The organism is Pantoea sp. X-Soil-TKNS-1280, from assembly GCF_059730475.1.
Genome location: NZ_AP035962.1, coordinates 2,872,632 through 2,898,771 on the forward strand (window position 1 = coordinate 2,872,632; position 26,140 = coordinate 2,898,771).

Below are 26,140 nucleotides of genomic sequence, written 5' to 3' on the forward strand. Positions count from 1 at the left end.
AAAAAAAGCGCGGACATTGCCGCGTCTTTCAATATGTTGCAATCACTCTTTAAACGTCGGGAATTCCATTTCGCTGTATTTCACAAAGCGGGAACCCCGTACCAGTTTGTAACCCAACCAAATCACCAAAAATAGCGGAATACCAATATAGGTTGCCGCTACGCCGTACCAGTCGATACGGTCAGCAAGGAAGGCCTGGTAGTTCTGGCCGAGGGTGATAATCAGACACAACACAAAGGCGAAAATCGGTCCGATGGGGAAGAAGCCCGAGCGATAAGGTAAATCTGCCAAATCATGCCCCTGTGCGGTGTAACCACGACGGAAACGGTAGTGGCTGATGGCAATCCCCAGCCAGGCGATAAAACCGGTCATACCTGAAGTATTCAGCAGCCACAGATACACTTCCTGGTTGCCAAATTTGGAGGTCAGGAAGCACAGACCAGCCACCACGGTGGTGGCGATTAACGCATTGCGCGGTACACCGCCTTTCGACAGTTTGGCGAAAATACGCGGCGCTTTACCTTCACTTGCTAGGTTAAACAGCATACGGGTGGAAGCATACATACCGGAGTTACCGGCTGACAGCACCGCCGTCAGGATAACCGCGTTCATTACCGCTGCGGCCGACAACAGACCGGCATTCTGGAACACCAGAGTGAACGGGCTGATGCTGATATCTTTAATATCGTTATGTAACAGTTTCGGATCGGTGTAAGGCAGAATCAGGCTGATAATCAGAATGGCAAAAACATAAAACAGCAGGATACGCCAGAACACCTGACGCACAGCGCGCGGAATGTTTTTCGCCGGATCTTCCGATTCACCGGCAGCGATGCCAATCAGCTCAGTACCCTGGAACGAGAAGCCGACAATCATCGCGACACCAATCATCGCCGCAAAGCCGCCGGCGAAAGGCGCATCACCTACCGTCCAGTTGTGCCAGCCTGCGTTTTCCGCGCCGCGCATAATGCCAACGATCATCAGCACACCCACCACGATAAAGATGATGACGGTGGCGACCTTGATCAGGGAGAACCAGTATTCCGCTTCACCGAAACCTTTTACGGAAATGTAGTTGAGCAGGAACATCAGGCCGAGGAACAGCGCGCTCCAGATCCAGCCTGGGGTATCGGGGAACCAGTAGTTCATCACCAACTGGGATGCGACGAGGTCAACAGCAATGGTGACGGCCCAGTTGTACCAGTAGTTCCAGCCGAGGGCGAAACCGAAGCCTTCCTCAACATATTTTGCGCCGTAAGTCGCGAAGGAGCCGGACACCGGCATAAATGCGGCCAGCTCGCCGAGGCTGGTCATCAGGAAGTAAACCATCAGGCCAATCAACGCGTAAGAGAGCAGTGCGCCACCTGGGCCTGCCTGTGAAATCGTTGCGCCCGAGGCAACAAAGAGGCCTGTTCCAATCGATCCGCCAATGGCGATCATTGTCAGATGACGTGCCTTTAATTCGCGTCGTAACGCAGGTTGTTGTGTTGTTTTTGAGTCATTATGCATGTGTAAACGCTATGCCGGATAAAAATAAGGCGCGATTGTAGCAGCTAAGCCTGCTCTGTATAGCATTCACGTCGGGTTATTAGTTACCTTCATAATCGCCACGAAATTATTAGCCGCTGCGTTTGTGTTTACTCGCGGCAGTAGGTTAAAAAGCGGTTAAGCGCCTTGGAGAGATGTTTCTGGCGATGGTGGATGCGATACAAAGTGCGCGTCAGACGCGGCAGTGGCACCGCCACTTCCACCAGCGTGCCTGCCTCCAGCAAATCGGCGATCACCCGCCGTGACAGGCAGCTAATGCCCATACCGTGGCGTACCGCATGTTTGATCGCCTCCGAGTTGCCCAGCTCCATACCCAGTTGAAACTGCGGCAGATGGGACAACAGCAGATAATCGACGATTTCACGCGTACCGGAGCCACGTTCACGCAGGATCCACGGCGCAGCGGCCAGACTCTCCAGAGTGACCGGCTGTTGCAGAATGGCGGCATCCGGTGCGGCAAACACCACCAGCTCATCCTCCAGCCATGGCTCGCTGATCAGTTCCGGCACATGGCACGGCCCTTCAATCAGGCCAATATCGACCCGGAAATCCGCCACCGCATTAATGGCATCCTGACTGTTGCCGACGCTCAGCTCCAGCGGCAGCGCAGGAAAATCGCGACGATAAGCAGCGATCATCCCCGGCAGCAGATAGTTGCCGATGGTGCTGCTGGCGAACAGACGAATGGCACCATTGTCTTCTTTAAACAATTGTTCGATTTCACCCGCCTGTTCCAGTAACCCCACCGCGCGCGGATAGAGTAAGCGCCCATGTTCGTTCAAAACCAGCCGTTTGCCGACGCGGTCGAACAATTGCACACCGAGCTGGCTCTCGAGGTCCGCCAGCGCAGCACTCACCGCCGACTGGGACAGAGCCAACACCTGCGAAGCCTGAGTCGTGGAACCACTCTTCAGCACTTCGGTAAAAACTTCAATCTGACGCAGCGTAATGTGCACGCGTCCTCCTCACATCGCTTACCACTAATCATGGTTAATTATTAATGTATTATCAATTTTAGTTTTATACCAGCTACGTTAGTCATTATATGGCGAATCCTGCTCAGGAATAGCGTTTATCCCGATTGACGACGCAATGTGGTGTAGCGTGTTGATTGGTGTACTGACGATGGCGGGATGCGGAATATGCTGGTATGGCGTAGACGCATTGATTGAGGTGAGTTTTTTTGCCAGCTCACAAGTAAGTCTGGATATAAATAATCGTCGAGTTATCGTTGCTGGCAATATCACCACCTTCTGAACCCAGATCAATGTGCACTGTCTGGTTCCGGAATGATATACACGCTGGCATTGTTATATCCCGTAATATTGCTGCCACGTTCTATACAACGGACCAGGAGTTTTGTGGCGGAATCCAGACGTAATTTGATTTCTCGCAGGGCAGATAAACATCTGCTTCCGCAGGTATAAAGATCAATACTGATGTAATGACTTTTAGGGTAAGTATGGTAAGAAAGATGAGATTCGCTGAGTAAAAACAAACCGGTTACACCCTCACCTTCTGCCGTGAACTTTTGTGAGAGATAGCCAATAACGTTAAGTTCCGTTACGCTCAGGACTTCTGAGAAAAACTTTTGCAATTGCACTTCATCTTGCAGGAAACACTCATCGTTGATAACAATATCCAAAACATAATGACAGACCTTATCTTCCATAATAAAACCCCATTTACTTTCAATTTTATAAACTCAGAATCTGAAAATCATAAAAACAACTTAGTAAATATACTAACCAATTTAATTAAGATGAGATCGTCAAATACTAATATCTGTGATCGGAATCATGAAAAACATTAATTCCACCCAAATGAATGGTTTTTATTAACCATTCAAACCTGATTGATCAACTTGCTCATATCATTATAAACCGAGTCCACTTTACCCCCTCAGCTGTTTCCATTTTAAGCGGGCACTCATCCTGAAATAATAAGAGTATGCAATGTCTGGCATTGTTCTTTTCTCAGATTTGGCGTTTTAATGCCCTGAGTCATCCAGGGCAATACCCGGGCTTTGCACATACAAGATATATCTGAGATACTTATTAATATTGCGTTGATTTTAAACTTATTTAAACAACAGAAAAACAGGCATGCCGCAGGACATTTCGCGGTTAATAGCAGGAGAATGTCATGAAATATATCGGCGCACATGTCAGTGCATCAGGCGGCGTAGACCAGGCAGTGATCCGTGCCCACGAACTGGAAGCCACGGCGTTCGCGCTGTTCACCAAGAATCAGCGCCAGTGGAAGGCAGCGCCGCTTTCAGGTGAGGTGATTGATGCGTTTAAGACAGCCTGCGAAACCTATAAATTTACGCCGGGCCAGATTTTACCGCACGACAGCTATCTGATTAATCTCGGCCATCCTGTGATGGAAGCGCTGGAGAAATCCCGCGAGGCGTTTATTGATGAAATGCAGCGTGCCGAACAGCTCGGCCTGACCTTGCTAAATTTCCATCCGGGTAGCCATCTGCAACAAATTGATGAGCAGGCGTGCCTGAAGCGTATCGCAGAATCCATCAATATTGCGCTGGATAAGACGCACAATGTCACCGCAGTGATCGAAAACACCGCAGGCCAGGGAAGCAACCTCGGTTTTCGCTTCGAACATCTCGCCACCATTATTGAGCATGTGGAAGATAAATCACGCGTCGGTGTTTGTATTGATACCTGCCATGCCTTTGCCGGGGGTTATGACCTGCGCACGGAAGATGCCTGTGTCGCGACCTTTAATGAATTTGAACGCATTGTCGGATTTCAATATCTGCGCGGCATGCATCTGAATGATGCCAAGAGCACGCTTGGCAGCCGTGTTGACCGTCACCATAGCCTTGGCGAAGGTAATATCGGCAAGACGGTGTTTAGCTGGCTAATGAAAGATGCACGCTTTGATGGTATTCCAATGATCCTGGAAACCATCAATCCGGATATCTGGAAAGACGAGATTGCATGGCTGAAGTCGGAGCAACAGGGATAAAAAAAGGGGCGGCCTTGTGGACCGCCCCTTTGCTATGCCTGGTGTTGGCGTCGATAAACGTTATCAGGCGGCTTTAGCCAGCTCTTCTTCCGGACGTTTCAGGATAGCGTAGCCCAGGCCCGCCACCGCAGTACCAATCACGATGGACATCAGGTAACCCAGCACCGGTGTAATCGCTCCCGGAATCAACAACACAAACAGACCACCGTGCGGTGCCATCAGTTTGGCACCAATCGCCATTGAAATCGCACCTGTCACCGCACCACCAATGATACAGCACGGCAGTACACGCATCGGGTCACGGGCGGCAAACGGAATCGCACCTTCAGAAATGAAGCACAGACCCAGCACCAGCGCTGCCTTGCCACCTTCCTGCTGACCTTTGTTGAACTTACGACGAGCCACGATAGTCGCCAGGCCCATGGCCAGCGGCGGAACCATACCGGCGGCCATAATTGCAGCCATCGGGGCGTAGGTCTGCGAACTCAACAGGCCAACACCAAACGCATAAGCCACTTTGTTCACCGGACCACCCATATCGGTACACATCATGCCACCGAGGATAGCACCCAGCAGAACCGCGTTAGCCGTACCCATGTTTGCCAGCCAGTGAGTCAGGCCGCTCATGATGCCCGCTACCGGTTTACCCACCACATAGATCATCAGCAGGCCGGTAATCAGGCTGGCAACCAGCGGAATGATCAGTATCGGCTTCAATGCCTCCATACTCTGCGGCAGCTTCACTTTGCTGCTGAGCATCTTCGCGGCGTAACCGGCAATAAAACCCGCGATAATCCCGCCAAGGAAACCGGCGTTAATGCTGGTAGCGATCATACCGCCAATCAGGCCAGGGGTCAGACCGGGACGGTCTGCAATGGAGAAGGCGATAAAACCTGCCAGCACCGGCACCATCAGGGCGAACGCGCTGCCGCCACCAATTTGCATCAATGCTGCCGCCAGGGTACCCGGCTCTTTAAACGCGGTGATACCAAACGCAAACGACAGTGCGATGCTCAAACCACCCGCAACCACCATTGGCAGCATGTAAGACACACCGGTCAGCAGGTGACGATACGCGCCCGCTTTCTCTTGTTTGTCTTCCTGACCACCTGAAGCGCGCGCGCCACTCGGCTGGTAAGGTTTGGCTTCAGTCTGTGCTTTATCCAGCTCCTGGGCGGTTTTCTTCAGCGCCAGGCTGGTTGAGGTGCGATACATCGGCTTACCGGCGAATTTCGCCAGATCCACGTCGATATCTGCCGCTACCACCACCAAATCAGCCGCCGCCACTTCTTCCGGGGTGATGGCGTTGCCAGCACCCACTGAGCCGCGGGTTTCCACTTTCACCCACCAGCCACGTTTTTTGGCTTCGGCTTCAATCGCTTCAGCTGCCATAAAAGTATGGGCAACACCGGTCGGACAGGCTGTCACTGCAACGATGCGCTTCTGACCGCTGCTCTGCGCCACAGCCGGTGCGGCAACGGCCACGTTTTGCACCGTCTGAGCATTGGCTTTTGCCTGATTGATCGTTGCCAGCGGATCGCGCAGCAGCTGCTGCACATCAACCAGCGCCAGTGATTTGCCTGCCAGCTGCGCATCGTGCGGTGCGTTGTGACCCGCCACCAGCACCAGATCGGCGTCAGCGGCGTTTTCGGTAAGGGTAAGACCAGCCTGCGCCGCGACAGCACGCAGACTTTCCATCGCTAAATGTCCTGAGGCGAGGCCCAGGGAAGAATCTTTAATCAGCAGCGTTTTCATTATACCTCTCCTGCTGTTAGTTAACGGGTTGTAAGTCAACACGCGCCATCATCGCGGCCAACTGGGTACGATCGGTAACCCCTACGTTGCTCTGGCTGACAGCCATGGCCGCCACCGCCGTTGCAAGGCGCAGGGTATGTTCACTGGACTCACGCATCAGCAGGCCATAAATCAACCCGCCAACCATAGAATCCCCGGCACCTACGGTGCTGACCACTTCACACGCAGGTGGTTTGGCAATCCATTCGCCTGAAGCATTCACCCACAGCGCCCCTTCTGCTCCGAGTGAAATCACTACATGGGCTATGCCCTGTTCGCGCAGTTCATGCGCGGCGTCAATCACATCCTTCAGCGTCGGCAGCTTGCGCCCGGCCCAGATTTCCAGCTCGCGACGGTTGGGTTTCACCAGCCAGGGAGCGGCTTTCAGACCCGCGACCAGCGCCTCACGGCTGCTGTCGAAAATAATGCATGGACACAGAGTACGCAGATCGCTCATCCATTTTGTGAACGCTTCTGGTGCCACACCCACAGGCAGGCTGCCGCTGACACACACCATGTCGAACTGACCCAGCCAGGTCAGGGAATCTGCTGTGAAGCGATCCCAGTCCTGGGTGGTAACGTCAAAACCCGAGAAATTCAGGTCGGTCACTTCGCCATCTTTTTCCGTCAGTTTGACGTTAATACGGGTACGGCCCTGCACCACCTGAAAGCGGTTAGCGATGCCCAGCTCGCTGAACAGTTGCTGGAAACCATCCTGGTTCTCTTTACCCAGGAAACCACCTACAGTGACATCAATACCTAAGTCCTTCAGTACCTTAGCGACATTAATGCCCTTACCTGCGGCATGCAAACCGGTGGTTTTTACCAGATTCACTTCCCCACGTTCGATTTCCGGCGTAAAGCCAACCAGATCGTACGCCGGGTTCAGAGTGATGGTGGCTACGCGACGACTCATGCTACCCCCTCGCCCAGGCCACTATTAATGGCCTCTTCAATGGCACTCAGTGCCTGCTGTGCATCTTCGCCGCTGGCAGTAAAGCGCAGGCGGTGACCTTTTTTGACGCCAAGCGCCACCACTTTCATCAGACTGCGGCCATTGGCTGGTTTACCGCTGCCATCGAGGTTAGTGACGGTGATATCACTGTTGAACTGCTTGATGACGGTAACCAGCGCCGTACCCGGACGGGCATGCAGGCCATGTTCGTTACGAATGGTGAACTCTGCGGTCAGCATATCGGCCTGCTCATCCACTTCACTGGTCAGCAGCGCCAGAATCCCGGCGGCATCTGCTTTCAGCAGACGTTCAGCTTTGCTGGCATGCAGCAAGCTGCTGAGGTAACCCAGCACTTCCAGCGGACGGTTGTCGCTGGCGGCAACCGTTACCAGCAGCGCTACGTTTGCACCGGCATGGTCAAAAGGCGTTGCTGCACGGCTGACTGCGACGCCGCTGTTCAGGTTACCTACCGGGCTGTCGCTCAGCCAGATACCCTGCCCGAGGCTTAACGGGGCGTTAGACACGACGTTAGCGACGAAACTGGCATCGACGGCCCCTGCCGCCTGCAGGCGACCGGCATTCAGCGCCTGCAGCGTCATCAGATCGCTGGCAGCCACATCAACGGCGATCAACGAGGTATCGAACTGGAATTCCGCAGCCTGCTTCTCACCCATCAGCAGCGCACGCAGGTCTTCCGCTGAAGCGGTTTTCAGTTGTTCAGCAATGCTGTCGTCGCTGAGTACATGAGTCAGCTGACGCAACAGCGCGAGATGTTCGTCGGATTTTGCAGCGATACCGATAGCGACATAGGCCGTCTGACCGTCGCCCCATGCCACACCCTGCGGAAACTGGAAAACCTGTACGCCCGTTTTCAGCACTAAATCACGGGTATCCGTGGTGCCGTGTGGGATGGCGATGCCGTTACCCAGGAAAGTAGTGGTTTGCTGTTCGCGCGCCAGCATGCCGTTAACGTAGCCTTCAGCTACATTGCCCGCAGCGGTTAATGCCGCCGCAACCTGACGAATGGCCTCTTCTTTATTCTGTGCACTGGCAGCGGTATGAATGGCCTGAACTTCGAGCTGGAACATATTTCTCCTCGCTTGCTGAATTGAATCGTTTCAGCTTGATGGCGAAAAAATACGCTGTACGACATCGGCTTAGCCGGGACGACAACGCTGAAACGTTTCAGGGAATATGGTACAGCTGTGCCAGGCAGGCAAGAAAATGCGTAAATGGCGTAGCAGATTTTTGAAGCGACGCACACTTCAGAGGTGATTTAGGATTTTAGCCAGATGCCGCGCTGACGTTTTTGCTGTAACGCCAGCGTCATTTAAGGCAAATGCTTCAGCAAAATGTCAGCAAAAATTCAGGGAGCGGTATCGACTTCTAATTTAAGCAGAAAAGTCATGGCATCAGCACGGCTGCTGCCGCACATTTCAGCGCTGGGCTGCAGGCTGCCACACACCGCCGGGCGCAATGGCGAACCGAATATTTTACAACGCAGCTGCGCATCAAGCTGAATGCAAGGGGTATTCGCCGGTTTGCCGTTGGGCATACCCGGGATCGGGGAAGAGATGGAAGCAGCAATGCAACAGGCACCGCAATGGTCACGACACAACATCACGCGCTCCTGCACGGGGATTTCGGCGCGACAATAACAGGCTGTCCTCAGGAATACCATCCCGCATTCCCTAAATTTTGCGCTAGTCCGCTTGCCTGTTTTTCATCGCGCGGGTAACGTGGCGCGATCTATTCTCTCTTAGCGAGTAACACACGATGCCAAAGGCAAACGAGATTAAAAAAGGAATGGCGCTCACCTGGAACGGCAAACTGCTGCTGGTGAAAGATATCGACATTCAAAGCCCCAGCGCACGCGGTGCGGCTACCCTGTATAAGATGCGTTTTACTGACGTGCGCACTGGCATGAAAGTCGAAGAACGCTTTAAAGGCGATGACATCCTGGAAGCCATCACCCTGACCCGCCGCTTCGTCTCCTTCTCTTATATAGATGGCGATGAGTACGTGTTTATGGATGATGAAGATTTCACGCCATACACCTTCAAAAAAGATCAGATCGAAGAAGAGTTGCTGTTTATTCCTGAAGGCGGCATGCCGGGCATGCAGGTTCTGACAATGGATGGCCAGCTGCTGGCACTGGAACTGCCGCAAACGGTTGATCTGGAGATTGTTGATACTTCACCAGGCATCAAAGGTGCTTCCGCCAGCGCCCGCACGAAACCCGCCGGGATGAGTACCGGTCTGGTTATTCAGGTGCCGGAATATCTCAGCAACGGCGACCGTATTCGTATTCATATCGCCGAACGTCGCTATATGGGACGCTCTGACTAAGCAGACTGCTCTGTCCGGCGCACAGTAAATGTTATAGTATAACAATCTACTGGGCGCGCCGGATGGATTTTCCCGCGCGTTGTTCTCGTTTGCTAAGGCATGATTGTGACGCACGTAAATGTTATTACCGGATTTCTCGGTAGCGGTAAGACCACCGCTCTGCTCCATCTGTTAGCCAGTAAGCCCGCCAATGAAAATTGGGCAGTGCTGGTCAATGAGTTTGGCGAAATTGGCATTGATGGCGCATTGCTCGCCGATCGGGGGGCCACGCTGAAAGAGATCCCTGGTGGCTGTATGTGCTGCGTCAACGGCCTGCCGTTGCAGGTGGGTCTGAATATGTTGCTGAAGCAAACCAAACCCGATCGCCTGCTGATTGAACCCACCGGCCTTGGACATCCCAAACAGTTGCTGAATATGCTGCGCGCTGCAGTGTATCAGCCGTGGCTACAGGTCGATGCCACGCTGACATTACTCGATCCCCGCCAGCTGGCTGACCCGCGCATTGTGCAGAATGAAAATTTCCAGGATCAGCTCACCGCCGCCGATATCGTCATTGCGACCAAAAGCGATCGCTGGAGTGACGAAGATCGTCAGTTGCTTGCAGACTGGCGTCAGCAGCAGCTCGGCGATCGTCAGTGGGTGGAAGCGGCCTGGGGAGAGATCGATCCCGCCCTGCTCAGTCAGCGGGGATTGGCCGATCGTGCGGTTCCGGAGGCGTTGCATCATCACGCTGAATCACGTCCACAAGGGCTGGCAGCGCTCAAACTTGACGGCCAGGCACGCTGGCGGCGAGCGCTCAATGAAGGCCAGGGTTATGCCTCCTGTGGCTGGATTTTTGATGGTGATACAGTATTTGATACCATCAAAATCCTTGAGTGGGCGCGGCTTGCGCCGGTAGATCGGGTGAAAGGCGTGCTACGCACTGCGGAGGGTTTAGTCACCATTAATCGTCAGGGTGAGGACTTGTTTATCGAGACGCGCCCGACGACACCACCCGACAGCCGTATTGAATTGATCCATCATCAACCCGTTGACTGGAACCTGTTACAGACCGGGCTGTTGAAGATTCGTTTAAAATAGATGCGGTACGTTTTGCCGTTATTTTTCTTTTTTGAGTTGGACTATGCGCGCTTCACGTTTATTCACCATCCTGCTCCTCAATGTGCTGGGTGTGGTGATTTTCTTTTCCTGGTATCTGCCGCCTGAGCACGGTTTCTGGTTTGGTCTCGACAAAGCCATTTTCTTCGGTTTCAACGATCAGATGGTCGTGCATCACGGTTTTGCACTGCTAGTGGCCATCACTAACTTCCGCGGTTTTGACCTGGTTTCACTGCTGGCAATGGGTTCACTGTATATGTGGTTCTGGCGACGCGAAACGCCACAGGGCCGTCGCCGCATGTTGGCGATTGGCATTACCATGCTGCTGACCGCCGTCATCCTCAACCAACTGGGGCATTTAATCCCGGTGCAGCACGCCAGCCCGACGCTGTTTTTTGAACACGTTCATCGCGTGAGTGAACTCACCGGTATTCCGGCTAAAGATGCCTCAAGCGACAGCTTCCCGGGCGACCACGGTATGATGCTGATGATCTTCGCCTGCTTTATGTGGCGCTATTTCGGTTGCCGCGCTTTCCTGATGGGTTTACTGATTGTGGTGGTATTTGGCCTGCCTCGCGTGATGGCGGGTGCGCACTGGTTTACTGATATCGCCGTGGGTTCGTTGTCAGTGGTATTAGTGGGCCTGAGCTGGTGGTTGCTAACACCAGCCAGTGACAAATTAGTTAACTGGCTGTATCGCTCTTTACCGGGCAAACATAAGCCGCAGGCATAATTGTTTAGCGCGAGTGATCAAAGCGTAAAATAGCGATCACTCGCGCTTAATGAAACCAGAAATAGATTATTAGCCTGCTAATAAATTTCTTATAAAAAGAAAAGATTATGATGGAATTTGCCGCACAATAGCCTTTTTCCTAAGCTGTCCAGTCAGAACCCTCTTAAAATCGGCCTTAACGCCAGAATTAGCCCCTGATCCCACCGCTATTTCCCTGTTTAAACGCTGCCAGTTGTCGATAAAGTAGCCATTGTGTTACAGATTGATTTCACATCGAAAAAACCTATAAAAATTTATATAAAAGCACTCGCCACGCGGTCTGTAATCGGTTAACCTCAAACGCAATTAGTAGGTGAACAGCATAAAATCTGGTTCCGAAGGCAACAAAAGTGTGTTCTTAAACACATTTTGGTAATTAAGGAATTGTCTTAGCTGCTCCCTCTTATTAATCTCGACTCGTTTTGTCATCTGGCTGGCGACATTTTGTCGTAAGGATTTCGAAGGAAAACACCCATAATGGTCAAGTCTCAACCAATTCTGAGATACCTCAGGCGGATTATTCCCGCAGTAGCTCTGGCAACACTTTTATCGGCATGTAGCAGTACCCATAACGGTCAAAACGCGAATAACGAGAATCATGAAGTTAACAACCAGAATGGTTTTTTACTTCAGGCGTCTCAGGACGAATTCGAACAGATGGTGCGGAACGTGGATATCAAATCCCGCATCATGGACCAATACGATGACTGGAAAGGCGTGCGTTACCGTTTAGGCGGTGACACTAAGCGCGGCATCGATTGTTCTGCTTTTGTTCAGCGCACCTTTCGCGAACAGTTTGGTTTAGATCTTCCGCGCTCAACCTATGAACAGGAAGATACAGGTAAGCAGGTTTCACGCACGAAACTGCGTCCGGGTGATTTAGTGCTGTTCCGCGCCGGTTCCACCGGTCGCCACGTTGGCATCTATCTGGGCAATGACAACTTTGTGCACGCCTCTACCAGCAGTGGTGTGATGATTTCCAGCCTTAACGACAGTTACTGGAAAGCACGTTACCGTGAAGCACGGCGTGTTTTGGGACGAAATCCCAGCTAATGAATCCCCTTTGAAGATCCTCTCAGCCAGAGAATCAGAAAACGCTGCCCCGGCAGCGTTTTTTTTCGTCTGTCATTTTTTTCCATCGAAATTGATAAAAAGTTTTTGAGAATCAAAAATATAACAAGACTTTTCGCGCGCTCTCGTTATATTCTCGTTTACTTACTTACCCCAACTAATTCGGCTCAGAAGCTGGCGTAAAACACAGCGGTGACCGGGCTAATTACGGGGCTACACCAGAGAGTAGTAGTGCGCAATTAACATAATAAAATGGCAAGACAAGGGGAATTCACTCCATGCCACTGTCGGGGACGTTTAAACGTCATGCAGCCTATTCGCGCCGAATCGCCTGGAGCAGCGTGATTGTCGGCGTTGTGTTCTTTCTGTTGTTTGTCACTGTGATGTTGACACTGGCCTGGCAAAAAAGAGTACAGCAGCATGCGCTGTTACTGACACACAGTCGGGACGATTTACAGCAGGTGATGACAACCCTGGTCGGTACCCTTTATCCGCTGCAACAATATACTCAGCTAGAGTGCAGCAACGTTGGTCGCGAACTCACCTCACGCGCGGCCTTTGCCGGTAATATTCGCGCCATTTTGCTGGTACGCGATGGTGACGCTTATTGTTCCTCTGCTACCGGTGCCTTCAGGTTACCGGTGAATGATATCTCCCCCGAATCTGAACTTGAACGCGATCGCGATGTGCGCTTGCTGGAAGGCACGCCGCTGCAACCCGCCAAACCTGCGCTGGCGCTGTGGCTGAAAACCCCCGGCAAAGCGGAAACCGGCATCCTCACCACCATGAATCTCAGCCTGACACCTTATCAGTTGCTGGCTTCATACCATCCGGAAATCACCGGGATGGCGCTGATCGTGGGTGATCGGGCCATTATGAGTGGTAGCAATCAGGTGGTGCGCGTCAGTGATTTGCCGCCGGCGCTGGCCTCCATGTCGCTGAATAATGATGCGATGCGCTTTGTCCTGTTCGGTTCCATCCTCGCCTTACGTGATTATCATCTGATTCTGCTGAGTGGCATTCTGTTTGCACTGGTGGTGGGAGGAACCTGCTGGCTGTTGCTGACGTTGCACCAACGCCCTGGCAAAGAGATTATGCAGGGGATTAAACGCGGCCAGTTCCATGTGGAATATCAGCCTCTGGTGACAGCCCATGATGGCCGACCCTATGGCGTCGAAGCCCTGCTACGCTGGACCCACCCCAGCGAAGGGTTAATCCCGCCCGATGCCTTTATCAGTTATGCCGAAGCACAAAATCTTATCATCCCCCTCACCCGCCATCTGTTTAAATTAGTCGCTCGCGATGCGCATGCCATGTGTGGCCATCTGCCGCGCGGTACCCGGATGGGGCTGAATTTGTCACCGTTGCACCTGGCCTCAGACAGCTTCCGCAACGATGTGCAAAACTGGATCGCCGATATGCCTGCTAATCACTTCAACTACGTGTTTGAGATAACTGAACGCACGATGGTGAAGGAAAAAAACGCCGGTGAAATCTTTGCCTGGCTGCATGATAACGATATCAAGATTGCCATTGATGACTTTGGTACCGGACACAGCGCGCTGATTTATCTGGAAAGATATCCCTTCGATTATCTCAAAATCGACCGTGGTTTTGTGCAAAGCATCGGCACCGAAACCGTCACCTCGCCGGTGCTGGATGCCGTGCTGCAACTGGCGAAAAAGCTCAACCTGAAAACCGTGGCAGAAGGCGTGGAAACCGGTGACCAGGCTGCCTGGCTGGTCAATCGTGGCGTCACCCATTTACAGGGCTATCTGTTTAGTCGCCCCTTGAAGCCGGAAAATCTGGTGGACTATTATCAGCAGCAGCAACTGGTTGCTGCCGGTTAACGTCACGCAAACGTCATGAAACTGCTACCATAAGGTGCGGATAACGAAAGGAGAGCGTCCCTCTTATGCTGCTTCGTTTAGTCACAGCGTTGCTGCTTGGCTGTGTAATGTCGCCATTGCATGCGGAAACCATCAACGAAAGCTATGCCTTTGCCAAACTGGGTGAGCCGAAGTATGTGGTGAATTTTACCCATTATGACTATGCCAATCCGGCCGCACCAAAAGGCGGCAAGCTGACCCTGGCCGTCATTGGCACTTACGATAACTTCAACCGTTATGCCTCGCGCGGCAACCCCGGTGCCGCAACCGATACCCTGTATGACGGCCTGTTCACGACCTCCGATGATGAACCTGCCAGCTACTACCCTCTGATTGCCGAATCGGCGCGTTATCCCAGCGATTTTCACTGGATGGAAGTCTCAATTAATCCTCATGCGCAATTTCAGGATGGCACACCGATTACCGCTCAGGATGTGGCTTTCACTTTTAACAAGTTCATGACCGAAGGGGTTCCCCAGTTCCGCGTGGCGTTTCGCGGCGTGGAAGTCAAAGCCCTGAATCGTCTGACGGTACGTATCAATCTACCTAAGCCGGATAAAGATCTGGCGTTGAGCTGGCTGACATTGCCGGTGTTGCCCGAGAAGTTCTGGCAGAACAAAAAATTCAATGAACCCATTGGCTATCCACCGCTGGCCAGCGGGCCTTACCGCGTCACCTCTTACAAGCCAGGGCAGTTTATCCAGTACAGCCGGGTGAAAAATTACTGGGCAGCCAATCTGCCGGTCAATCGCGGACGTTTTAACTTCGACACCATCCGCTATGACTACTACCTCGACGATAACGTGGCGTTTGAGGCGTTCAAAGCCGGGGCCTTCGATCTGCGCATAGAAGGCTCCGCAAAAAAATGGGCCACCCAATACCGGGGGCGCAACTTTGACAGCCACGCCATCGTCAAACAGGTAACGCCTAATGATGTCTCCACCAACACCAGTTGGCTGGCGTTCAACAATGAGAAGCCGCTGTTTAGTGATATCAGGGTTCGTCAGGCGCTCAGCCTGGCCTTTGATTTTGAATGGATGAATAAAGCGCTGTTCTATGGTGCCTATAAGCGTACCAGTAGCTATTTTCAGAACACGGCGTATGCCGCAGCAGGCTACCCTGATGCCGCGCAGCTGATTTTACTGGCACCGTACAAGGATCAGTTACCAGCGGAAGTGTTTAACAACGAATACGCCCCACCCCATTCTGACGGCAGTGGTTTCGATCGCGGTAACCTGCTGAAAGCGATGAATCTGCTGAAAGAAGCAGGCTGGGAGATTAAGAACCAACAATTGGTCAATGTTAAAACCGGCCAGCCGTTTCGTTTTGAACTGTTGCTGAACAGTGGCTCCAGCAATGACTGGACGCTGCCATTCCAGCACAGCCTCGCACGGTTGGGTATTCAGGTTTCGCTACGTCAGGTGGATAGCTCGCAATATCTGCGCCGCCTGCGCCACGGCGATTATGATATGACGCCATCGGTGTATTACGCCATGCCCTGGCCATCGACCGATCTGCAAACCATCTGGCAATCGGAGTACATCGATTCAACATGGAATACTGCGCGGGTGAAAGATCCGATCGTTGATCACTTTGTGCAGCAAATTGTCGCGGACCAGGGGAATGAGAAAGCGTTGCTGCCGCTAGGCCAGGCGCTGGATCGTATCCTGCTGTGGCGTGCCTATATGATCCCGATGTGGTTCAATGCCGAACAGCGGCTGGCATACTGGGATAAATTCTCGCACCCCGAAATTAAGCCAGCCTTCGCCACCGGCCTGGAAAACTGGTGGTACGATGTGAACAAAGCCGCGCGTTTGCCGGCGGATCGACGCTGAGGAGTGCGGTTTGGGTGCTTATTTCCTGCGCAGGTTACTGCTAATTATCCCCACCCTGTGGGCCATCATCACTCTCAACTTTTTTATTGTGCAGATAGCACCGGGGGGGCCGGTAGATCAGGCGCTGGCGAATATTCAATTCGGCCACAGCAGCATCATTCCTGGTGCTGGCGATAGTGGTGGTGGTGGCACACGCGGTGCGCTGAGCCGGGAAAATCCCGGCGACAGCCAGTATCGTGGCGCACGCGGCCTCGACCCGGAAGTGATTGCCGAAATCAAAAAACGCTATGGCTTCGATAAACCCATGTGGCAACGCTACGTGGAAATGCTGTGGAATTATGTCCGCTTTGATTTTGGCGATAGCCTGTTCCGCAGCGCTTCGGTGTTACAGCTGATTAAAGATAGTTTGCCGGTCTCCATCAGCCTGGGGTTGTGGAGCACGCTGATTATTTATCTGGTGTCGATTCCGCTCGGTATCAAAAAAGCGGTACGTAACGGCAGCGCCTTCGATATCTGGAGCAGTAGCTTTATTATCATTGGCTATTCCATTCCGGCATTTCTGTTCGGCGTGATGCTGATCGTGCTATTTGCCGGTGGCAGTTATCTCGACTGGTTCCCGTTACGCGGCCTGACCTCACCCCAGTTCGACACCCTGCCATGGTACGGCAAAATCACCGACTATCTCTGGCATATCACCCTGCCGGTACTGGCAACGGTGATTGGCGGTTTTGCCACTCTGACCATGCTGACCAAAAACTCGTTCCTGGATGAGATCCGCAAGCAATACGTGGTGACAGCTCGCGCCAAAGGGCTGGATGAAAAACGTATCCTCTACGGCCATGTCTTTCGCAACGCTATGCTGCTGGTAATTGCCGGTTTCCCGGCCACCTTTATCAGCATGTTTTTCACCAGTTCGGTGCTGATTGAAGTGATGTTTTCCCTCAATGGTCTCGGCCTGCTGGGCTACGACGCCACCATTCAACGCGACTATCCGGTGATGTTTGGCACGCTGTACATTTTCACGCTGATCGGCCTTCTGATGAATATTCTCAGCGATTTGACCTACACCCTGGTCGATCCACGCATTGATTTTGAGGGCCGCTGATGCGCTTGTCTCCATTGAACCAGCAGCGCTGGCAGCGCTTTCGCCATAACCGCCGGGGTTACTGGTCGTTATGGATATTTCTGGTCATTTTCCTGTTGTCGCTGGGAGCAGAGCTACTGGCGAACGATAAGCCACTACTGGTGCACTATCAGCAACGCTGGTATGTCCCGCTGCTGTTTAACTACAGCGAAAGTGACTACGGCGGGGATTTTTCCACCCCGGCAGATTATCAGGATCCGTGGCTGAAGCAGCGTATTGATCAACAGGGATGGGCCATCTGGGCACCGATTCGCTTTAGCGACAGCACCATCAACTTTGCCACTCAGGTACCCTTCCCTTCACCGCCTTCAACGCAGAACTGGCTCGGGACCGATGCCAACGGCGGCGATGTACTGGCCCGCTTACTCTATGGCACACGAATTTCTCTGCTGTTTGGCCTTCTGCTGACGCTGTTCTCCAGCGTCATCGGCATCGTGGTGGGTGCGGTTCAGGGTTACTTTGGTGGACGCATCGATTTGGTGGGACAACGCCTGATTGAAGTGTGGTCCGGTATGCCGTCGCTGTTTTTGCTGATTCTGCTTTCCAGTGTGATCCAGCCAGGTTTCTGGTGGCTACTGCTGGTCACCGTGGTGTTTGGCTGGATGAGCCTGGTCAGCGTGGTGCGCGCAGAATTTCTGCGGGCGCGTAATTTCGACTATATCCGCGCCGCGCGCGCCCTCGGTGTCAGTGACAGCCGCATTATGCTGCGCCATATGTTGCCCAACGCCATGGTTGCCACCCTGACCTTTCTGCCCTTTATTCTGTGCGGATCCATCACCACGCTGACCTCACTGGATTTTCTCGGTTTTGGTCTGCCGGTTGGATCGCCTTCGCTGGGTGAATTGCTGTTGCAGGGAAAAAATAATTTGCAGGCACCGTGGCTTGGGCTGTCGGGCTTTTTTGCGCTGGCGATTTTGCTATCGCTGCTGATTTTTATTGGTGAAGCGGTGCGCGACGCCTTCGATCCAAGCCGGGGAAGCTGAATGAGCAATTTACTGACCGTCAATCATCTCGCCGTCGCCTTTCAGCAACGTACCGTGGTGGAAGACATTTCGCTGCGGGTGGATGCGGGTGAAACCCTGGCGCTGGTCGGGGAATCCGGTTCCGGTAAAAGCGTCACGGCGTTATCGATTATGCAGTTATTGCCTCAGCCGCCCGTCACCTACCCTCGAGGCGAAATTCTGTTTAACGGGCAGAACCTGCTGCAAGCCAGTGAGCGTTCGCTGCGCGGTTTACGCGGTAACCAGATGGCAATGATTTTTCAGGAACCGATGGTGTCGCTTAATCCGCTGCATAGCGTAGAGAAGCAATTGTACGAAGTGCTCTCGCTACACCGGGGCATGCGGCGTGAAGCGGCGCGGGCGGAAATTCTCAGCTGTCTCGATCGCGTCGGTATCCGCCAGGCGGCGACACGCCTGCAGGATTTCCCACATCAGCTTTCCGGTGGCGAACGTCAGCGCGTGATGATCGCCATGGCGTTACTGACACAACCTAAGCTGTTAATTGCTGATGAACCGACCACCGCGCTCGACGTCACGGTGCAGGCGCAGATTCTGCAATTGCTACGTGAATTACAACGTGAACTGAATATGGGCATGTTGTTTATCACCCATAACCTCAGCATTGTGCGTCAGCTGGCGCATAACGTGACGGTGATGCGCAATGGTCGTGAAGTGGAACATAACCGCTGCGCCACCTTGTTCAGCCAGCCGCAACATGCTTATACCCGCGAGTTACTCGCCGCCGAGCCAGATGGCCGACCGGCCCCCCTCAGCGACAGCACGCCACTGTTACAGGTGAAGAATCTGCATGTCGGGTTTCCCATTCGGCGTGGCCTGCTGAAACGCACCATTGCCGAAAAGATGGCGGTGCAGGATCTGAGCTTTACCCTGCGGCGTGGCGAAAGTCTGGGTCTGGTGGGTGAGTCCGGCTCTGGCAAAAGCACCACCGGGCTGGCGCTACTGCGTTTGATCGCCGCCCGCGGGGAAATCTGGTTCGACAATCAACCGTTGCATCAGCTGTCGTCTAAACAGTTGCTGCCGCTACGGGAAAAGATTCAGGTGGTGTTTCAGGATCCTAACTCGTCGCTCAATCCACGCATGACGGTGCAACAGATCATTGCTGAAGGGCTGGCGGTTCATCGCCCGACACTGACAGCGGCAGAACAGGAAGCGAAAGTGATTGCGGTGATGCAGGAGGTGGGACTGGATGCGGAGACCCGGACACGCTATCCGGCAGAGTTTTCGGGAGGACAACGCCAGCGTATCGCCATCGCCCGCGCCTTGATCCTCGAACCGCAGCTGATGGTGCTGGATGAACCTACCTCGTCGCTGGACCGTTCGGTACAAAAACAGATCCTCAGCCTGCTACGCCGTTTACAGCAGCAGCATCAACTGGCTTATCTGTTTATCAGTCACGATTTGCAGGTGGTACGCGCCCTGTGCCATCAGCTGATTGTGCTGCGCCAGGGGGAAGTGGTGGAACAGGGGGAATGTGATGCGCTATTCAATGCACCGACGCAGGAATACACCCGTCAGCTACTGGCTTCGGCCCAGGGAGAAAGCCTGACTTAATGGCCGTCAAAGGTTTCGGCGATAGCCACACCCTGATTTTTCAGGCAGCAATTGGTGGCGCTTTCGTCACCGCGCTGGATCAGCAAACAGGGCTGTCCTTCACAATGGGCGATTTTGCATTCCACCTGAATCTGCGCCAGCGTATCCTGCAACTGGCGCAGGATTTCCATCGCCGGATGGCCATCGTGGCTGAGCAGGCGTAGTGCGACCAGATCCTGGTCATTTTCAGCATCGGCAGATTCCTGTCGCTCAATCTCACCAGCATGATCAACCGACCAGCGATAATGTTGCGGCAGACGATGCACAACCGAAAGTTGCAGCATAGATACGTGATCCCCAGAGACGTTAACTTCATTCACGACGAATAGCGCACACGCAGTGAATCCCTTTCCTGGTTAACTCAGAATACGGACGTCAAGGCTCGCCTTCTCGTTTTAAGCACAAAACATATAGCAGATTTATTATTTGCGAGAATGCTCGCATTTATCGCTATATGTACCTTGTTCAGCGGCAGTTAACAATCATTTTAGACGCAATGTGGTTACTTTTTTACTTATTAATTTTCACAATATGGAAACATCACGCGTGGGAAAGGGTTGGAGAATGGATGAAAATTGCCCGTAACGGCGCGTTAAATCGCGCCGTCAGTGACGAAACCGCAGAGAGGATTCAGGCGATATTATGACGAGGTCGTGTAGCGTAACTGAACAACATAATAGAAACGGTGGCGCATAACGCAATGGTCGCGACCATCGGCCAGGCACTGCTGACGTTCACCATCGAAAGTAACGCCCCCACCAGCGCACCAACACCAAAACGCAGCGTACCCGCCAGTGATGATGCGGTACCCGCCATATGCGGGAATTCATCAAGAATCACCGCCATCGCGTTGGAGGAAACCGTCGAGACACAACCGATAAACATCGCCACGCCCAGCACCAACGGCAGGAAACCCAGGTTGAGTGCACTCGCCACCAGCAGCCAGACGCCCATACAGAACTGAATGACCAACCCGATTCGGAACATCGCCAGCGGACCAAAACGACGCACCGCACGGCTGTTAATCAACGTCATCACAAACAGGAAAACCACGTTGAGGCCAAAGTAATAACCAAAGTTCTGTGGCGAAACGTGGTTCACCTCGATGTACACGAAAGGCCCGGCATTAAGGAAAGCAAACAACCCGGCAAACGAGAAACCACTTGCCAGCATGTAACTGAAAGCGCGTTTATGCCGTACCAGCGCGACAAAATTCCCCATCGTGGTACGCAGATGAAAACGCTGACGCTGCTCAGGTTTGAGCGTCTCGCGGATCTGGGTCACCACCAGCACGGTGGTCACGATAGCCGCTATCGACAACGTCCAGAAAATGGCATGCCAGCTCCACAACAGCAGCAACCAGCCACCGATAATCGGTGCCAGCAACGGCGCAATGGTGGTAATCAACATGACGAACGACATCATGCGTGAGAATTCCTCTTTCGAGTAGCTGTCACGCATCAGGGCGTTGATCACCACGCTGGCCGCCGCTGCCGACAGGCCGTGCAGAAAACGCATGAAGATCAGTTGATCGATGGATTGCGATAACGCACACGCCGCCGCCGCACAGGCAAAAATCAGCGTACCAAGGGCAATCACCGGTTTGCGGCCATAGCTATCCGCCAGCGGTCCATAAACCAGCTGACCAATGGCAAAGCCGAGAATATAAAGGTTAAGCGTCATCTGCACGCTGCCGGATGAAACGGCAAACTGACGTGCAATTTGTGGCATTGCTGGCAGATACATATCGATGGAGAGCGGCATCAACATCGCCAGCAATCCGAGGATAACCACTAACCCGACCGGTGAGTTCTTGTCCTTTGGCACCACGTGCTCCCGCTATTTCTGTTGTTTTAATTCGTCAGGTAAACCAATGCTCTCGACCTCTTCCCCGGTCAATTCACGGTACTCCCCTTCTTCAAGATCGGCATCAAGCGCGATAGCGCCGATACGTTCGCGATGCAGGGTCACCACATGATTACCCACCGCCGCAAACATGCGTTTCACCTGGTGATAACGCCCTTCGCTGATGGTCAACAACGCTTCCTGCGGGCCGATAATTTCCAGCGTCGCCGGTTTGGTCAGATCTTTTTCATTGTGCAGCTGGATACCCGCGGCAAAGGTGTCCACCAGCGCCGGATCGAGTGGGGATTCAACCCCGACACGGTAGGTTTTTTCACAATGGTGACGTGGCGAAGTAATACGATGCGACCACTGACCGTCATCAGTCAGCAGCACCAGACCGGTGGTATCAATATCCAGACGCCCTGCCGCGTGCAGCTTCCAGGCCATAGGTTCTTCAATAAAGAACAGGATGGTCGGGTGATCCGGATCATCAGTGGAGCAGACATAACCCTGCGGCTTGTTCAGCATGAAATAGCGTGGACCATGCTGCTGAACCAGTGGATTACCGTCGTATTCCACTTCGTCATCCGGCAGCACTTTATAGGAGGTGTCACGCACCGTTTCACCATTAATGGTGATTTTTTTTGCACGTATTTCACGTGCGGCAATGGCACGGCTGATTTCCAGTTGCTGAGATATGAATTTGTCGAGTCGCATGAATTCGCTTTGCCTGTTACTGCGGAGGGAAACTGAAACGGTGTTTTTATCCGTTGAAAATGTAAGGGCAGTATAGCCTGAACCATCGACGGCTAACAGAGCTGATCCTGCGTTTCAGGCGCTTTCATGGCATAATGCGGGTCCGTTTCAGAAAAAAGTTTTGGCCCGATGTCTTTCACCCTGCGCCCCTACCAGCAAGAAGCGGTTAACGCGACCGTTGCCCACTTCCGCCAGCATGCGACACCCGCAGTGATTGTGCTGCCCACCGGGGCAGGAAAAAGCCTGGTAATTGCCGAACTGGCACGACTGGCGCGCGGGCGCGTGCTGGTGCTGGCGCATGTCAAAGAACTGGTGGAGCAGAACCACAGCAAATATCAGGCATACGGACTGGAAGCCGATATCTTCGCCGCGGGATTACAAAGGAAACAAAGCGAACGCAAAGTGGTGTTTGGCAGTGTGCAGTCGGTGGCACGCAACCTCGATCGTTTCGACAGTGCCTTTTCCCTGGTGATCGTCGATGAATGCCACCGCATCAGCGATCACAGCGAAAGTCAGTATCAGCAACTTTTCACCCATCTGCGCCAACATAATCCACAGTTGCGGCTGCTGGGGCTGACGGCTACCCCATTCCGCCTGGGTAAAGGCTGGATCTATCAGTTTCATTATCATGGAATGGTACGCGGCGATGAAAAGGCGCTTTTTCGTGATTGCATCTATGAATTGCCGCTGCGCTATATGATTAAGCATGGCTTTCTGGTACCGCCAGAACGGCTGGATATGCCGGTGGTGCAATACGATTTCAGCCGCCTGATGCCGCAAAACAACGGTCTGTTCAGCGAAGCCGACCTGAATCGGGAACTGAAACAGCAGCAGCGCGTTACGCCGCACATTATCAGCCAGATCGTGGAGTTTGCCGACGATCGCCGTGGCGTGATGATTTTTGCCGCCACCGTCGAGCACGCGCGTGAGGTGTTAACGCTGTTGCCGGAAAATAGCGCTCTGGTCTCAGCCGAAACGGCGGTGAAAGAACGCGACCGTCTGATTAACGCCTTTAAGGCGCAGCAATTGAAGTTTCTGGTTAACGTCGCGGTGCTGACCACCGGCTTCGATGCCCCCCATGTCGATTTGATTGCCATTCTGCGCCCCACCGAATCTGTCAGCCTGTATCAGCAAATCGTCGGACGCGGCTTGCGCCTTTCCCCCGGCAAAACCGACTGCCTGATCCTCGATTACGCCGGTAACCCACACGATCTCTTCACGCCTGAAGTGGGTGCGCCCAAAGGGGCCAGCGATAATCAGCCGGTGCAGGTTTTTTGTCCCGCCTGCGGCTTCGCCAACACCTTCTGGGGCAAAGCCACTGCTGATGGTCATGTGATTGAGCATTTTGGCCGCCGTTGCCAGGGGGTGCTGGAAGACGACGACGGGCAGCGTGAGCAATGTGATTATCGCTTCCGCTTCAAAAGCTGCCCGGATTGCGGTGCCGAAAACGATATCGCGGCGCGTCGTTGTCACCAGTGCGACAAGGTGCTGGTTGATCCCGATGATATGCTGAAGGCCGCGCTGAAACTCAAAGACGCTCGTGTGCTGCGCTGCGGCGGCATGACGCTAACGCAGGGACGTGATGAGAAAGGCGAATGGCTGAAAGCGACTTATTATGATGAGGATGGTCTGGACGTCAGCGAACGTTTTCGCCTGCACACGCCCGCGCAACGTAAGGCATTTGAACAACTGTTTATGCGTCCCCATCAGCGCGCACCAGGTGTGCCACTCGGATGGCAGACCGCCAGCGATGTGGTAGCTCTGCAACCGTTATTACGTCATCCTGATTTTGTCGTGGCGCGTGCTAAGGGCCATTTCTGGCAAGTCCGCGAAAAAATATTTGATTATCAGGGCCGTTTTCGTCGGGCCAATGAACTGCGTTGACCCACGGAATCATTTGCCCGTGCGGCGCTTAGCGGCTATAATGCCGCCCGCTTTTGCATTCGCAATGGCGTTTGAATAATCGTTCTGTTGCTGGGTCGCCTGTAACAGGAATCAACGAAGAGATATTAAGATGTTTACTATCAACGCAGAAGTACGTAAAGAGCAGGGTAAGGGTGCGAGCCGCCGCCTGCGCCACGCTAACAAGTTCCCGGCCATCGTTTATGGCGGAACTGAAGCACCGGTTTCTATCGAACTGGATCACGACTCAGTCATGAACATGCAGGCTAAAGAAGGCTTTTACACTGACGTTCTGACCATCGTTGCTGACGGTAAAGAAATCAAAGTTAAAGTTCAGGCTGTACAGCGTCACCCGTTCAAGCCGAAACTGCACCACATCGACTTCGTTCGCGCTTAATCGCCTGACGAGTTGAAGAAAAAACGCCGCATCTGCGGCGTTTTTTTATGGGCGGAAATCAGTTGCCGCCGGTGCGACGTTGCAGCTGATCGCGCAGATTAGGCGGCGTGCCTTTGATGGTCAGCGTATCCGTCGTAGGATCCCAGAAAATACGCTCACCCAACAGCATGGCGTCGAAGTTCAGGGTTAACCCACCACCGCTACCGGCAAATTTAGTCAGCTGACGTAAGGTGCTGCGATCGGCAGGAAAATGCTCTTCCAGCTCGTAGCCTTGCTCCTGGGTAAACGCCTGAAAAGTCTTTTCGCCCAGCGGCGGCAGTTCGCTGGAAAGGTCTTCCAGCGCAATTTCCTCACCGGCCTGCAGCTGATCGTTACAATAGCTGTAAACCTGCTGACGGTAATTCTGGCGTTCATTTTTATCCAGATTCGACTCCGCACAATAATCATCCACCGCCTGCAATAAGCCGCGGTTTTGTGCTTTGGTATCGAGGCCCACGCTGGCACCGAGGAAATCCATAAAGAAGTCGGCAACTTTACGCCCTACCCGTCCACGCAAAAACGTCAGATAACGGGTCGATTCCGGGTTAGTTTCCCATTCGGTGAGGTCAATGCGCGCGACGATATCGGCATGATTAATATCGAGATAGTGTGTGCTGCTGATATCCAGTTCTTCGTTAACCCGCATGCTGGACTGGCTGTTCAGCACCGCAACCAGCAGGTATTCCACCGCCAGATAACGATAATGGATAAACAGCACGATACCGCCTTCAGCAAAAGAATATTTGCCGAGTTCATCGCGCAGACGCCCGGTCGCCGCCCGGCTAAAGGCGAGAAAGTCATCTTCCCCTTTGCGGCAATTACGCAGCGCAGCGGCCAGTTCGCTCTCTTCATCGAACAACCCATAGGCTTTGTTCTTGGCGCTGTACACCCGATGCAACTCTTCTGCCATCTCCTCAACCGCTTTGGTGGCAGGCAGCAGGGTATCACGCAGCACCAGCTCAAGCTGGTTCTCATCACGTTTAACTAACTGATGCAGGGCAATCTGGTCGATATCCAGACTCATGATAGACTCTCCTTTAAGCACAGGCGCGTATTCAAACACCGCACGCCGCTGCTTTCAACTCCATACACAACACGAACGTTTCGCGTTTGATAAAATTGCGGAAAAAATCGCGTTGTTAC

The 26,140-nt window shown here is 53.2% G+C and carries 23 protein-coding genes; 12 read left to right on the forward strand and 11 right to left on the reverse strand.

Annotated elements, in window-relative coordinates; genetic code table 11:
* Window positions 1-42: 42 nt before the first annotated feature.
* From AC6I8X_RS13305 to AC6I8X_RS13315, 3 genes are all read right to left on the reverse strand, one after another.
* Window positions 43-1,509, reverse strand: a complete 1,467-nt coding sequence (locus AC6I8X_RS13305) for an amino acid permease (RefSeq protein ID WP_313683563.1) — start codon at window positions 1,507-1,509, stop codon at window positions 43-45.
* A gap of 128 nt (window positions 1,510-1,637) precedes the next feature.
* Window positions 1,638-2,504 carry a DNA-binding transcriptional regulator YeiE gene (gene yieE, locus AC6I8X_RS13310; protein ID WP_299445479.1) on the reverse strand — a complete coding sequence of 289 codons (867 nt, stop codon included), beginning with the start codon at window positions 2,502-2,504 and terminating at the stop codon, window positions 1,638-1,640.
* Window positions 2,505-2,812: 308 nt separating this feature from the next.
* Window positions 2,813-3,220 (reverse strand): S-adenosylmethionine decarboxylase family protein, encoded by a 408-nt coding sequence (locus AC6I8X_RS13315; protein ID WP_313683564.1) that lies wholly within the window; start codon window positions 3,218-3,220, stop codon window positions 2,813-2,815.
* Between the two features lie 473 nt (window positions 3,221-3,693).
* On the opposite strand from AC6I8X_RS13315, the gene nfo reads away from it, so the two are divergent.
* Entirely contained in the window at window positions 3,694-4,539 is an 846-nt protein-coding gene (gene nfo / locus AC6I8X_RS13320; protein WP_313683565.1) for a deoxyribonuclease IV, read from the forward strand.
* 63 nt (window positions 4,540-4,602) lie between these two features.
* On the opposite strand, the gene fruA is transcribed toward nfo, so the two are convergent.
* The 4 genes from fruA to AC6I8X_RS13340 all read right to left on the reverse strand — a co-directional run bounded on the left by fruA (window position 4,603) and on the right by AC6I8X_RS13340 (window position 8,909).
* On the reverse strand, window positions 4,603-6,294 hold the full coding sequence (gene fruA, locus AC6I8X_RS13325) for a PTS fructose transporter subunit IIBC (RefSeq protein WP_299445473.1): 1,692 nt from the start codon (window positions 6,292-6,294) through the stop codon (window positions 4,603-4,605).
* A 16-nt stretch (window positions 6,295-6,310) separates the two neighbouring features.
* Window positions 6,311-7,249, reverse strand: coding sequence for a 1-phosphofructokinase (gene fruK / locus AC6I8X_RS13330; protein ID WP_313686392.1), 939 nt, complete (start codon window positions 7,247-7,249; stop codon window positions 6,311-6,313).
* Window positions 7,246-8,376, reverse strand: coding sequence for a fused PTS fructose transporter subunit IIA/HPr protein (fruB, locus tag AC6I8X_RS13335; RefSeq protein ID WP_313686394.1), 1,131 nt, complete (start codon window positions 8,374-8,376; stop codon window positions 7,246-7,248). The genes fruK and fruB overlap by 4 nt, the downstream gene beginning before the upstream one ends.
* Window positions 8,377-8,654: 278 nt before the next feature.
* The gene (locus AC6I8X_RS13340; RefSeq protein ID WP_313686396.1) at window positions 8,655-8,909 is read right to left on the reverse strand and encodes a YkgJ family cysteine cluster protein; all 255 of its coding nucleotides are present in this window, start codon (window positions 8,907-8,909) and stop codon (window positions 8,655-8,657) included.
* 155 nt (window positions 8,910-9,064) lie between these two features.
* On the opposite strand from AC6I8X_RS13340, the gene yeiP reads away from it, so the two are divergent.
* From yeiP to yejF, 9 genes are all read left to right on the forward strand, one after another.
* Entirely contained in the window at window positions 9,065-9,637 is a 573-nt protein-coding gene (yeiP, locus tag AC6I8X_RS13345; RefSeq protein WP_084876066.1) for an elongation factor P-like protein YeiP, read from the forward strand.
* A 105-nt stretch (window positions 9,638-9,742) separates the two neighbouring features.
* Window positions 9,743-10,717 (forward strand): CobW family GTP-binding protein, encoded by a 975-nt coding sequence (locus tag AC6I8X_RS13350; protein WP_497839957.1) that lies wholly within the window; start codon window positions 9,743-9,745, stop codon window positions 10,715-10,717.
* A 43-nt stretch (window positions 10,718-10,760) separates the two neighbouring features.
* Window positions 10,761-11,468, forward strand: a complete 708-nt coding sequence (locus tag AC6I8X_RS13355) for a phosphatase PAP2 family protein (RefSeq protein WP_299445462.1) — start codon at window positions 10,761-10,763, stop codon at window positions 11,466-11,468.
* A 516-nt stretch (window positions 11,469-11,984) separates the two neighbouring features.
* Entirely contained in the window at window positions 11,985-12,560 is a 576-nt protein-coding gene (mepS, locus tag AC6I8X_RS13360; protein ID WP_299445460.1) for a bifunctional murein DD-endopeptidase/murein LD-carboxypeptidase, read from the forward strand.
* A 296-nt stretch (window positions 12,561-12,856) separates the two neighbouring features.
* Entirely contained in the window at window positions 12,857-14,428 is a 1,572-nt protein-coding gene (gene pdeN, locus AC6I8X_RS13365; RefSeq protein ID WP_313686403.1) for a cyclic di-3',5'-guanosine monophosphate phosphodiesterase PdeN, read from the forward strand.
* A gap of 65 nt (window positions 14,429-14,493) precedes the next feature.
* The gene (locus AC6I8X_RS13370) at window positions 14,494-16,302 is read left to right on the forward strand and encodes an extracellular solute-binding protein (protein ID WP_497839958.1); all 1,809 of its coding nucleotides are present in this window, start codon (window positions 14,494-14,496) and stop codon (window positions 16,300-16,302) included.
* Between the two features lie 10 nt (window positions 16,303-16,312).
* Window positions 16,313-17,407: a microcin C ABC transporter permease YejB gene (locus AC6I8X_RS13375; RefSeq protein WP_313686407.1), complete on the forward strand. Its 1,095-nt coding sequence runs from the start codon at window positions 16,313-16,315 to the stop codon at window positions 17,405-17,407.
* A complete protein-coding gene (locus AC6I8X_RS13380; RefSeq protein WP_497839959.1) occupies window positions 17,407-18,429 on the forward strand; it encodes an ABC transporter permease in 1,023 nt (340 codons plus the stop codon). The genes AC6I8X_RS13375 and AC6I8X_RS13380 overlap by 1 nt, the downstream gene beginning before the upstream one ends.
* The gene (gene yejF, locus AC6I8X_RS13385) at window positions 18,430-20,019 is read left to right on the forward strand and encodes a microcin C ABC transporter ATP-binding protein YejF (protein ID WP_313686411.1); all 1,590 of its coding nucleotides are present in this window, start codon (window positions 18,430-18,432) and stop codon (window positions 20,017-20,019) included.
* On the opposite strand, the gene AC6I8X_RS13390 is transcribed toward yejF, so the two are convergent.
* The 3 genes from AC6I8X_RS13390 to rsuA all read right to left on the reverse strand — a co-directional run bounded on the left by AC6I8X_RS13390 (window position 20,016) and on the right by rsuA (window position 22,620).
* On the reverse strand, window positions 20,016-20,342 hold the full coding sequence (locus tag AC6I8X_RS13390) for a YejG family protein (protein WP_084876074.1): 327 nt from the start codon (window positions 20,340-20,342) through the stop codon (window positions 20,016-20,018). The two genes, yejF and AC6I8X_RS13390, sit on opposite strands and share 4 nt — an antisense overlap.
* Before the next feature lie 346 nt (window positions 20,343-20,688).
* Window positions 20,689-21,885 (reverse strand): Bcr/CflA family multidrug efflux MFS transporter, encoded by a 1,197-nt coding sequence (locus AC6I8X_RS13395; RefSeq protein WP_299445447.1) that lies wholly within the window; start codon window positions 21,883-21,885, stop codon window positions 20,689-20,691.
* Between the two features lie 12 nt (window positions 21,886-21,897).
* Window positions 21,898-22,620: a 16S rRNA pseudouridine(516) synthase RsuA gene (rsuA, locus tag AC6I8X_RS13400; protein WP_313686414.1), complete on the reverse strand. Its 723-nt coding sequence runs from the start codon at window positions 22,618-22,620 to the stop codon at window positions 21,898-21,900.
* Window positions 22,621-22,788: 168 nt separating this feature from the next.
* Here rsuA and radD point away from each other — a divergent pair, with 168 nt between their 5' ends.
* Together radD and rplY are read left to right on the forward strand one after the other, a co-directional pair.
* Window positions 22,789-24,543 (forward strand): DNA repair helicase RadD, encoded by a 1,755-nt coding sequence (gene radD / locus AC6I8X_RS13405; RefSeq protein WP_299445443.1) that lies wholly within the window; start codon window positions 22,789-22,791, stop codon window positions 24,541-24,543.
* 130 nt (window positions 24,544-24,673) lie between these two features.
* Window positions 24,674-24,958: a 50S ribosomal protein L25 gene (rplY, locus tag AC6I8X_RS13410; RefSeq protein ID WP_084876077.1), complete on the forward strand. Its 285-nt coding sequence runs from the start codon at window positions 24,674-24,676 to the stop codon at window positions 24,956-24,958.
* A gap of 58 nt (window positions 24,959-25,016) precedes the next feature.
* Here the strand turns inward: rplY and yejK are convergent, their stop codons facing one another.
* Entirely contained in the window at window positions 25,017-26,021 is a 1,005-nt protein-coding gene (gene yejK, locus AC6I8X_RS13415; protein WP_313688282.1) for a nucleoid-associated protein YejK, read from the reverse strand.
* Window positions 26,022-26,140: the final 119 nt, after the last annotated feature.

What these genes read in the sequence shown, in the direction of transcription:
- fruA (WP_299445473.1), bottom strand. Translation starts at nt 6,294, where the DNA reads ATGAAAACGCTGCTGATTAAAGATTCTTCCCTGGGCCTCGCCTCAGGA.
- yeiP (WP_084876066.1), top strand. Translation starts at nt 9,065, where the DNA reads ATGCCAAAGGCAAACGAGATTAAAAAAGGAATGGCGCTCACCTGGAAC.
- radD (WP_299445443.1), top strand. Translation starts at nt 22,789, where the DNA reads ATGTCTTTCACCCTGCGCCCCTACCAGCAAGAAGCGGTTAACGCGACC.
- rplY (WP_084876077.1), top strand. Translation starts at nt 24,674, where the DNA reads ATGTTTACTATCAACGCAGAAGTACGTAAAGAGCAGGGTAAGGGTGCG.
- mepS (WP_299445460.1), top strand. Translation starts at nt 11,985, where the DNA reads ATGGTCAAGTCTCAACCAATTCTGAGATACCTCAGGCGGATTATTCCC.
- AC6I8X_RS13380 (WP_497839959.1), top strand. Translation starts at nt 17,407, where the DNA reads ATGCGCTTGTCTCCATTGAACCAGCAGCGCTGGCAGCGCTTTCGCCAT.
- AC6I8X_RS13305 (WP_313683563.1), bottom strand. Translation starts at nt 1,509, where the DNA reads ATGCATAATGACTCAAAAACAACACAACAACCTGCGTTACGACGCGAA.
- AC6I8X_RS13315 (WP_313683564.1), bottom strand. Translation starts at nt 3,220, where the DNA reads ATGGAAGATAAGGTCTGTCATTATGTTTTGGATATTGTTATCAACGAT.
- yejF (WP_313686411.1), top strand. Translation starts at nt 18,430, where the DNA reads ATGAGCAATTTACTGACCGTCAATCATCTCGCCGTCGCCTTTCAGCAA.
- rsuA (WP_313686414.1), bottom strand. Translation starts at nt 22,620, where the DNA reads ATGCGACTCGACAAATTCATATCTCAGCAACTGGAAATCAGCCGTGCC.
- nfo (WP_313683565.1), top strand. Translation starts at nt 3,694, where the DNA reads ATGAAATATATCGGCGCACATGTCAGTGCATCAGGCGGCGTAGACCAG.
- yejK (WP_313688282.1), bottom strand. Translation starts at nt 26,021, where the DNA reads ATGAGTCTGGATATCGACCAGATTGCCCTGCATCAGTTAGTTAAACGT.
- AC6I8X_RS13355 (WP_299445462.1), top strand. Translation starts at nt 10,761, where the DNA reads ATGCGCGCTTCACGTTTATTCACCATCCTGCTCCTCAATGTGCTGGGT.
- fruK (WP_313686392.1), bottom strand. Translation starts at nt 7,249, where the DNA reads ATGAGTCGTCGCGTAGCCACCATCACTCTGAACCCGGCGTACGATCTG.
- fruB (WP_313686394.1), bottom strand. Translation starts at nt 8,376, where the DNA reads ATGTTCCAGCTCGAAGTTCAGGCCATTCATACCGCTGCCAGTGCACAG.
- AC6I8X_RS13370 (WP_497839958.1), top strand. Translation starts at nt 14,494, where the DNA reads ATGCTGCTTCGTTTAGTCACAGCGTTGCTGCTTGGCTGTGTAATGTCG.
- pdeN (WP_313686403.1), top strand. Translation starts at nt 12,857, where the DNA reads ATGCCACTGTCGGGGACGTTTAAACGTCATGCAGCCTATTCGCGCCGA.
- AC6I8X_RS13340 (WP_313686396.1), bottom strand. Translation starts at nt 8,909, where the DNA reads ATGTTGTGTCGTGACCATTGCGGTGCCTGTTGCATTGCTGCTTCCATC.
- AC6I8X_RS13390 (WP_084876074.1), bottom strand. Translation starts at nt 20,342, where the DNA reads ATGCTGCAACTTTCGGTTGTGCATCGTCTGCCGCAACATTATCGCTGG.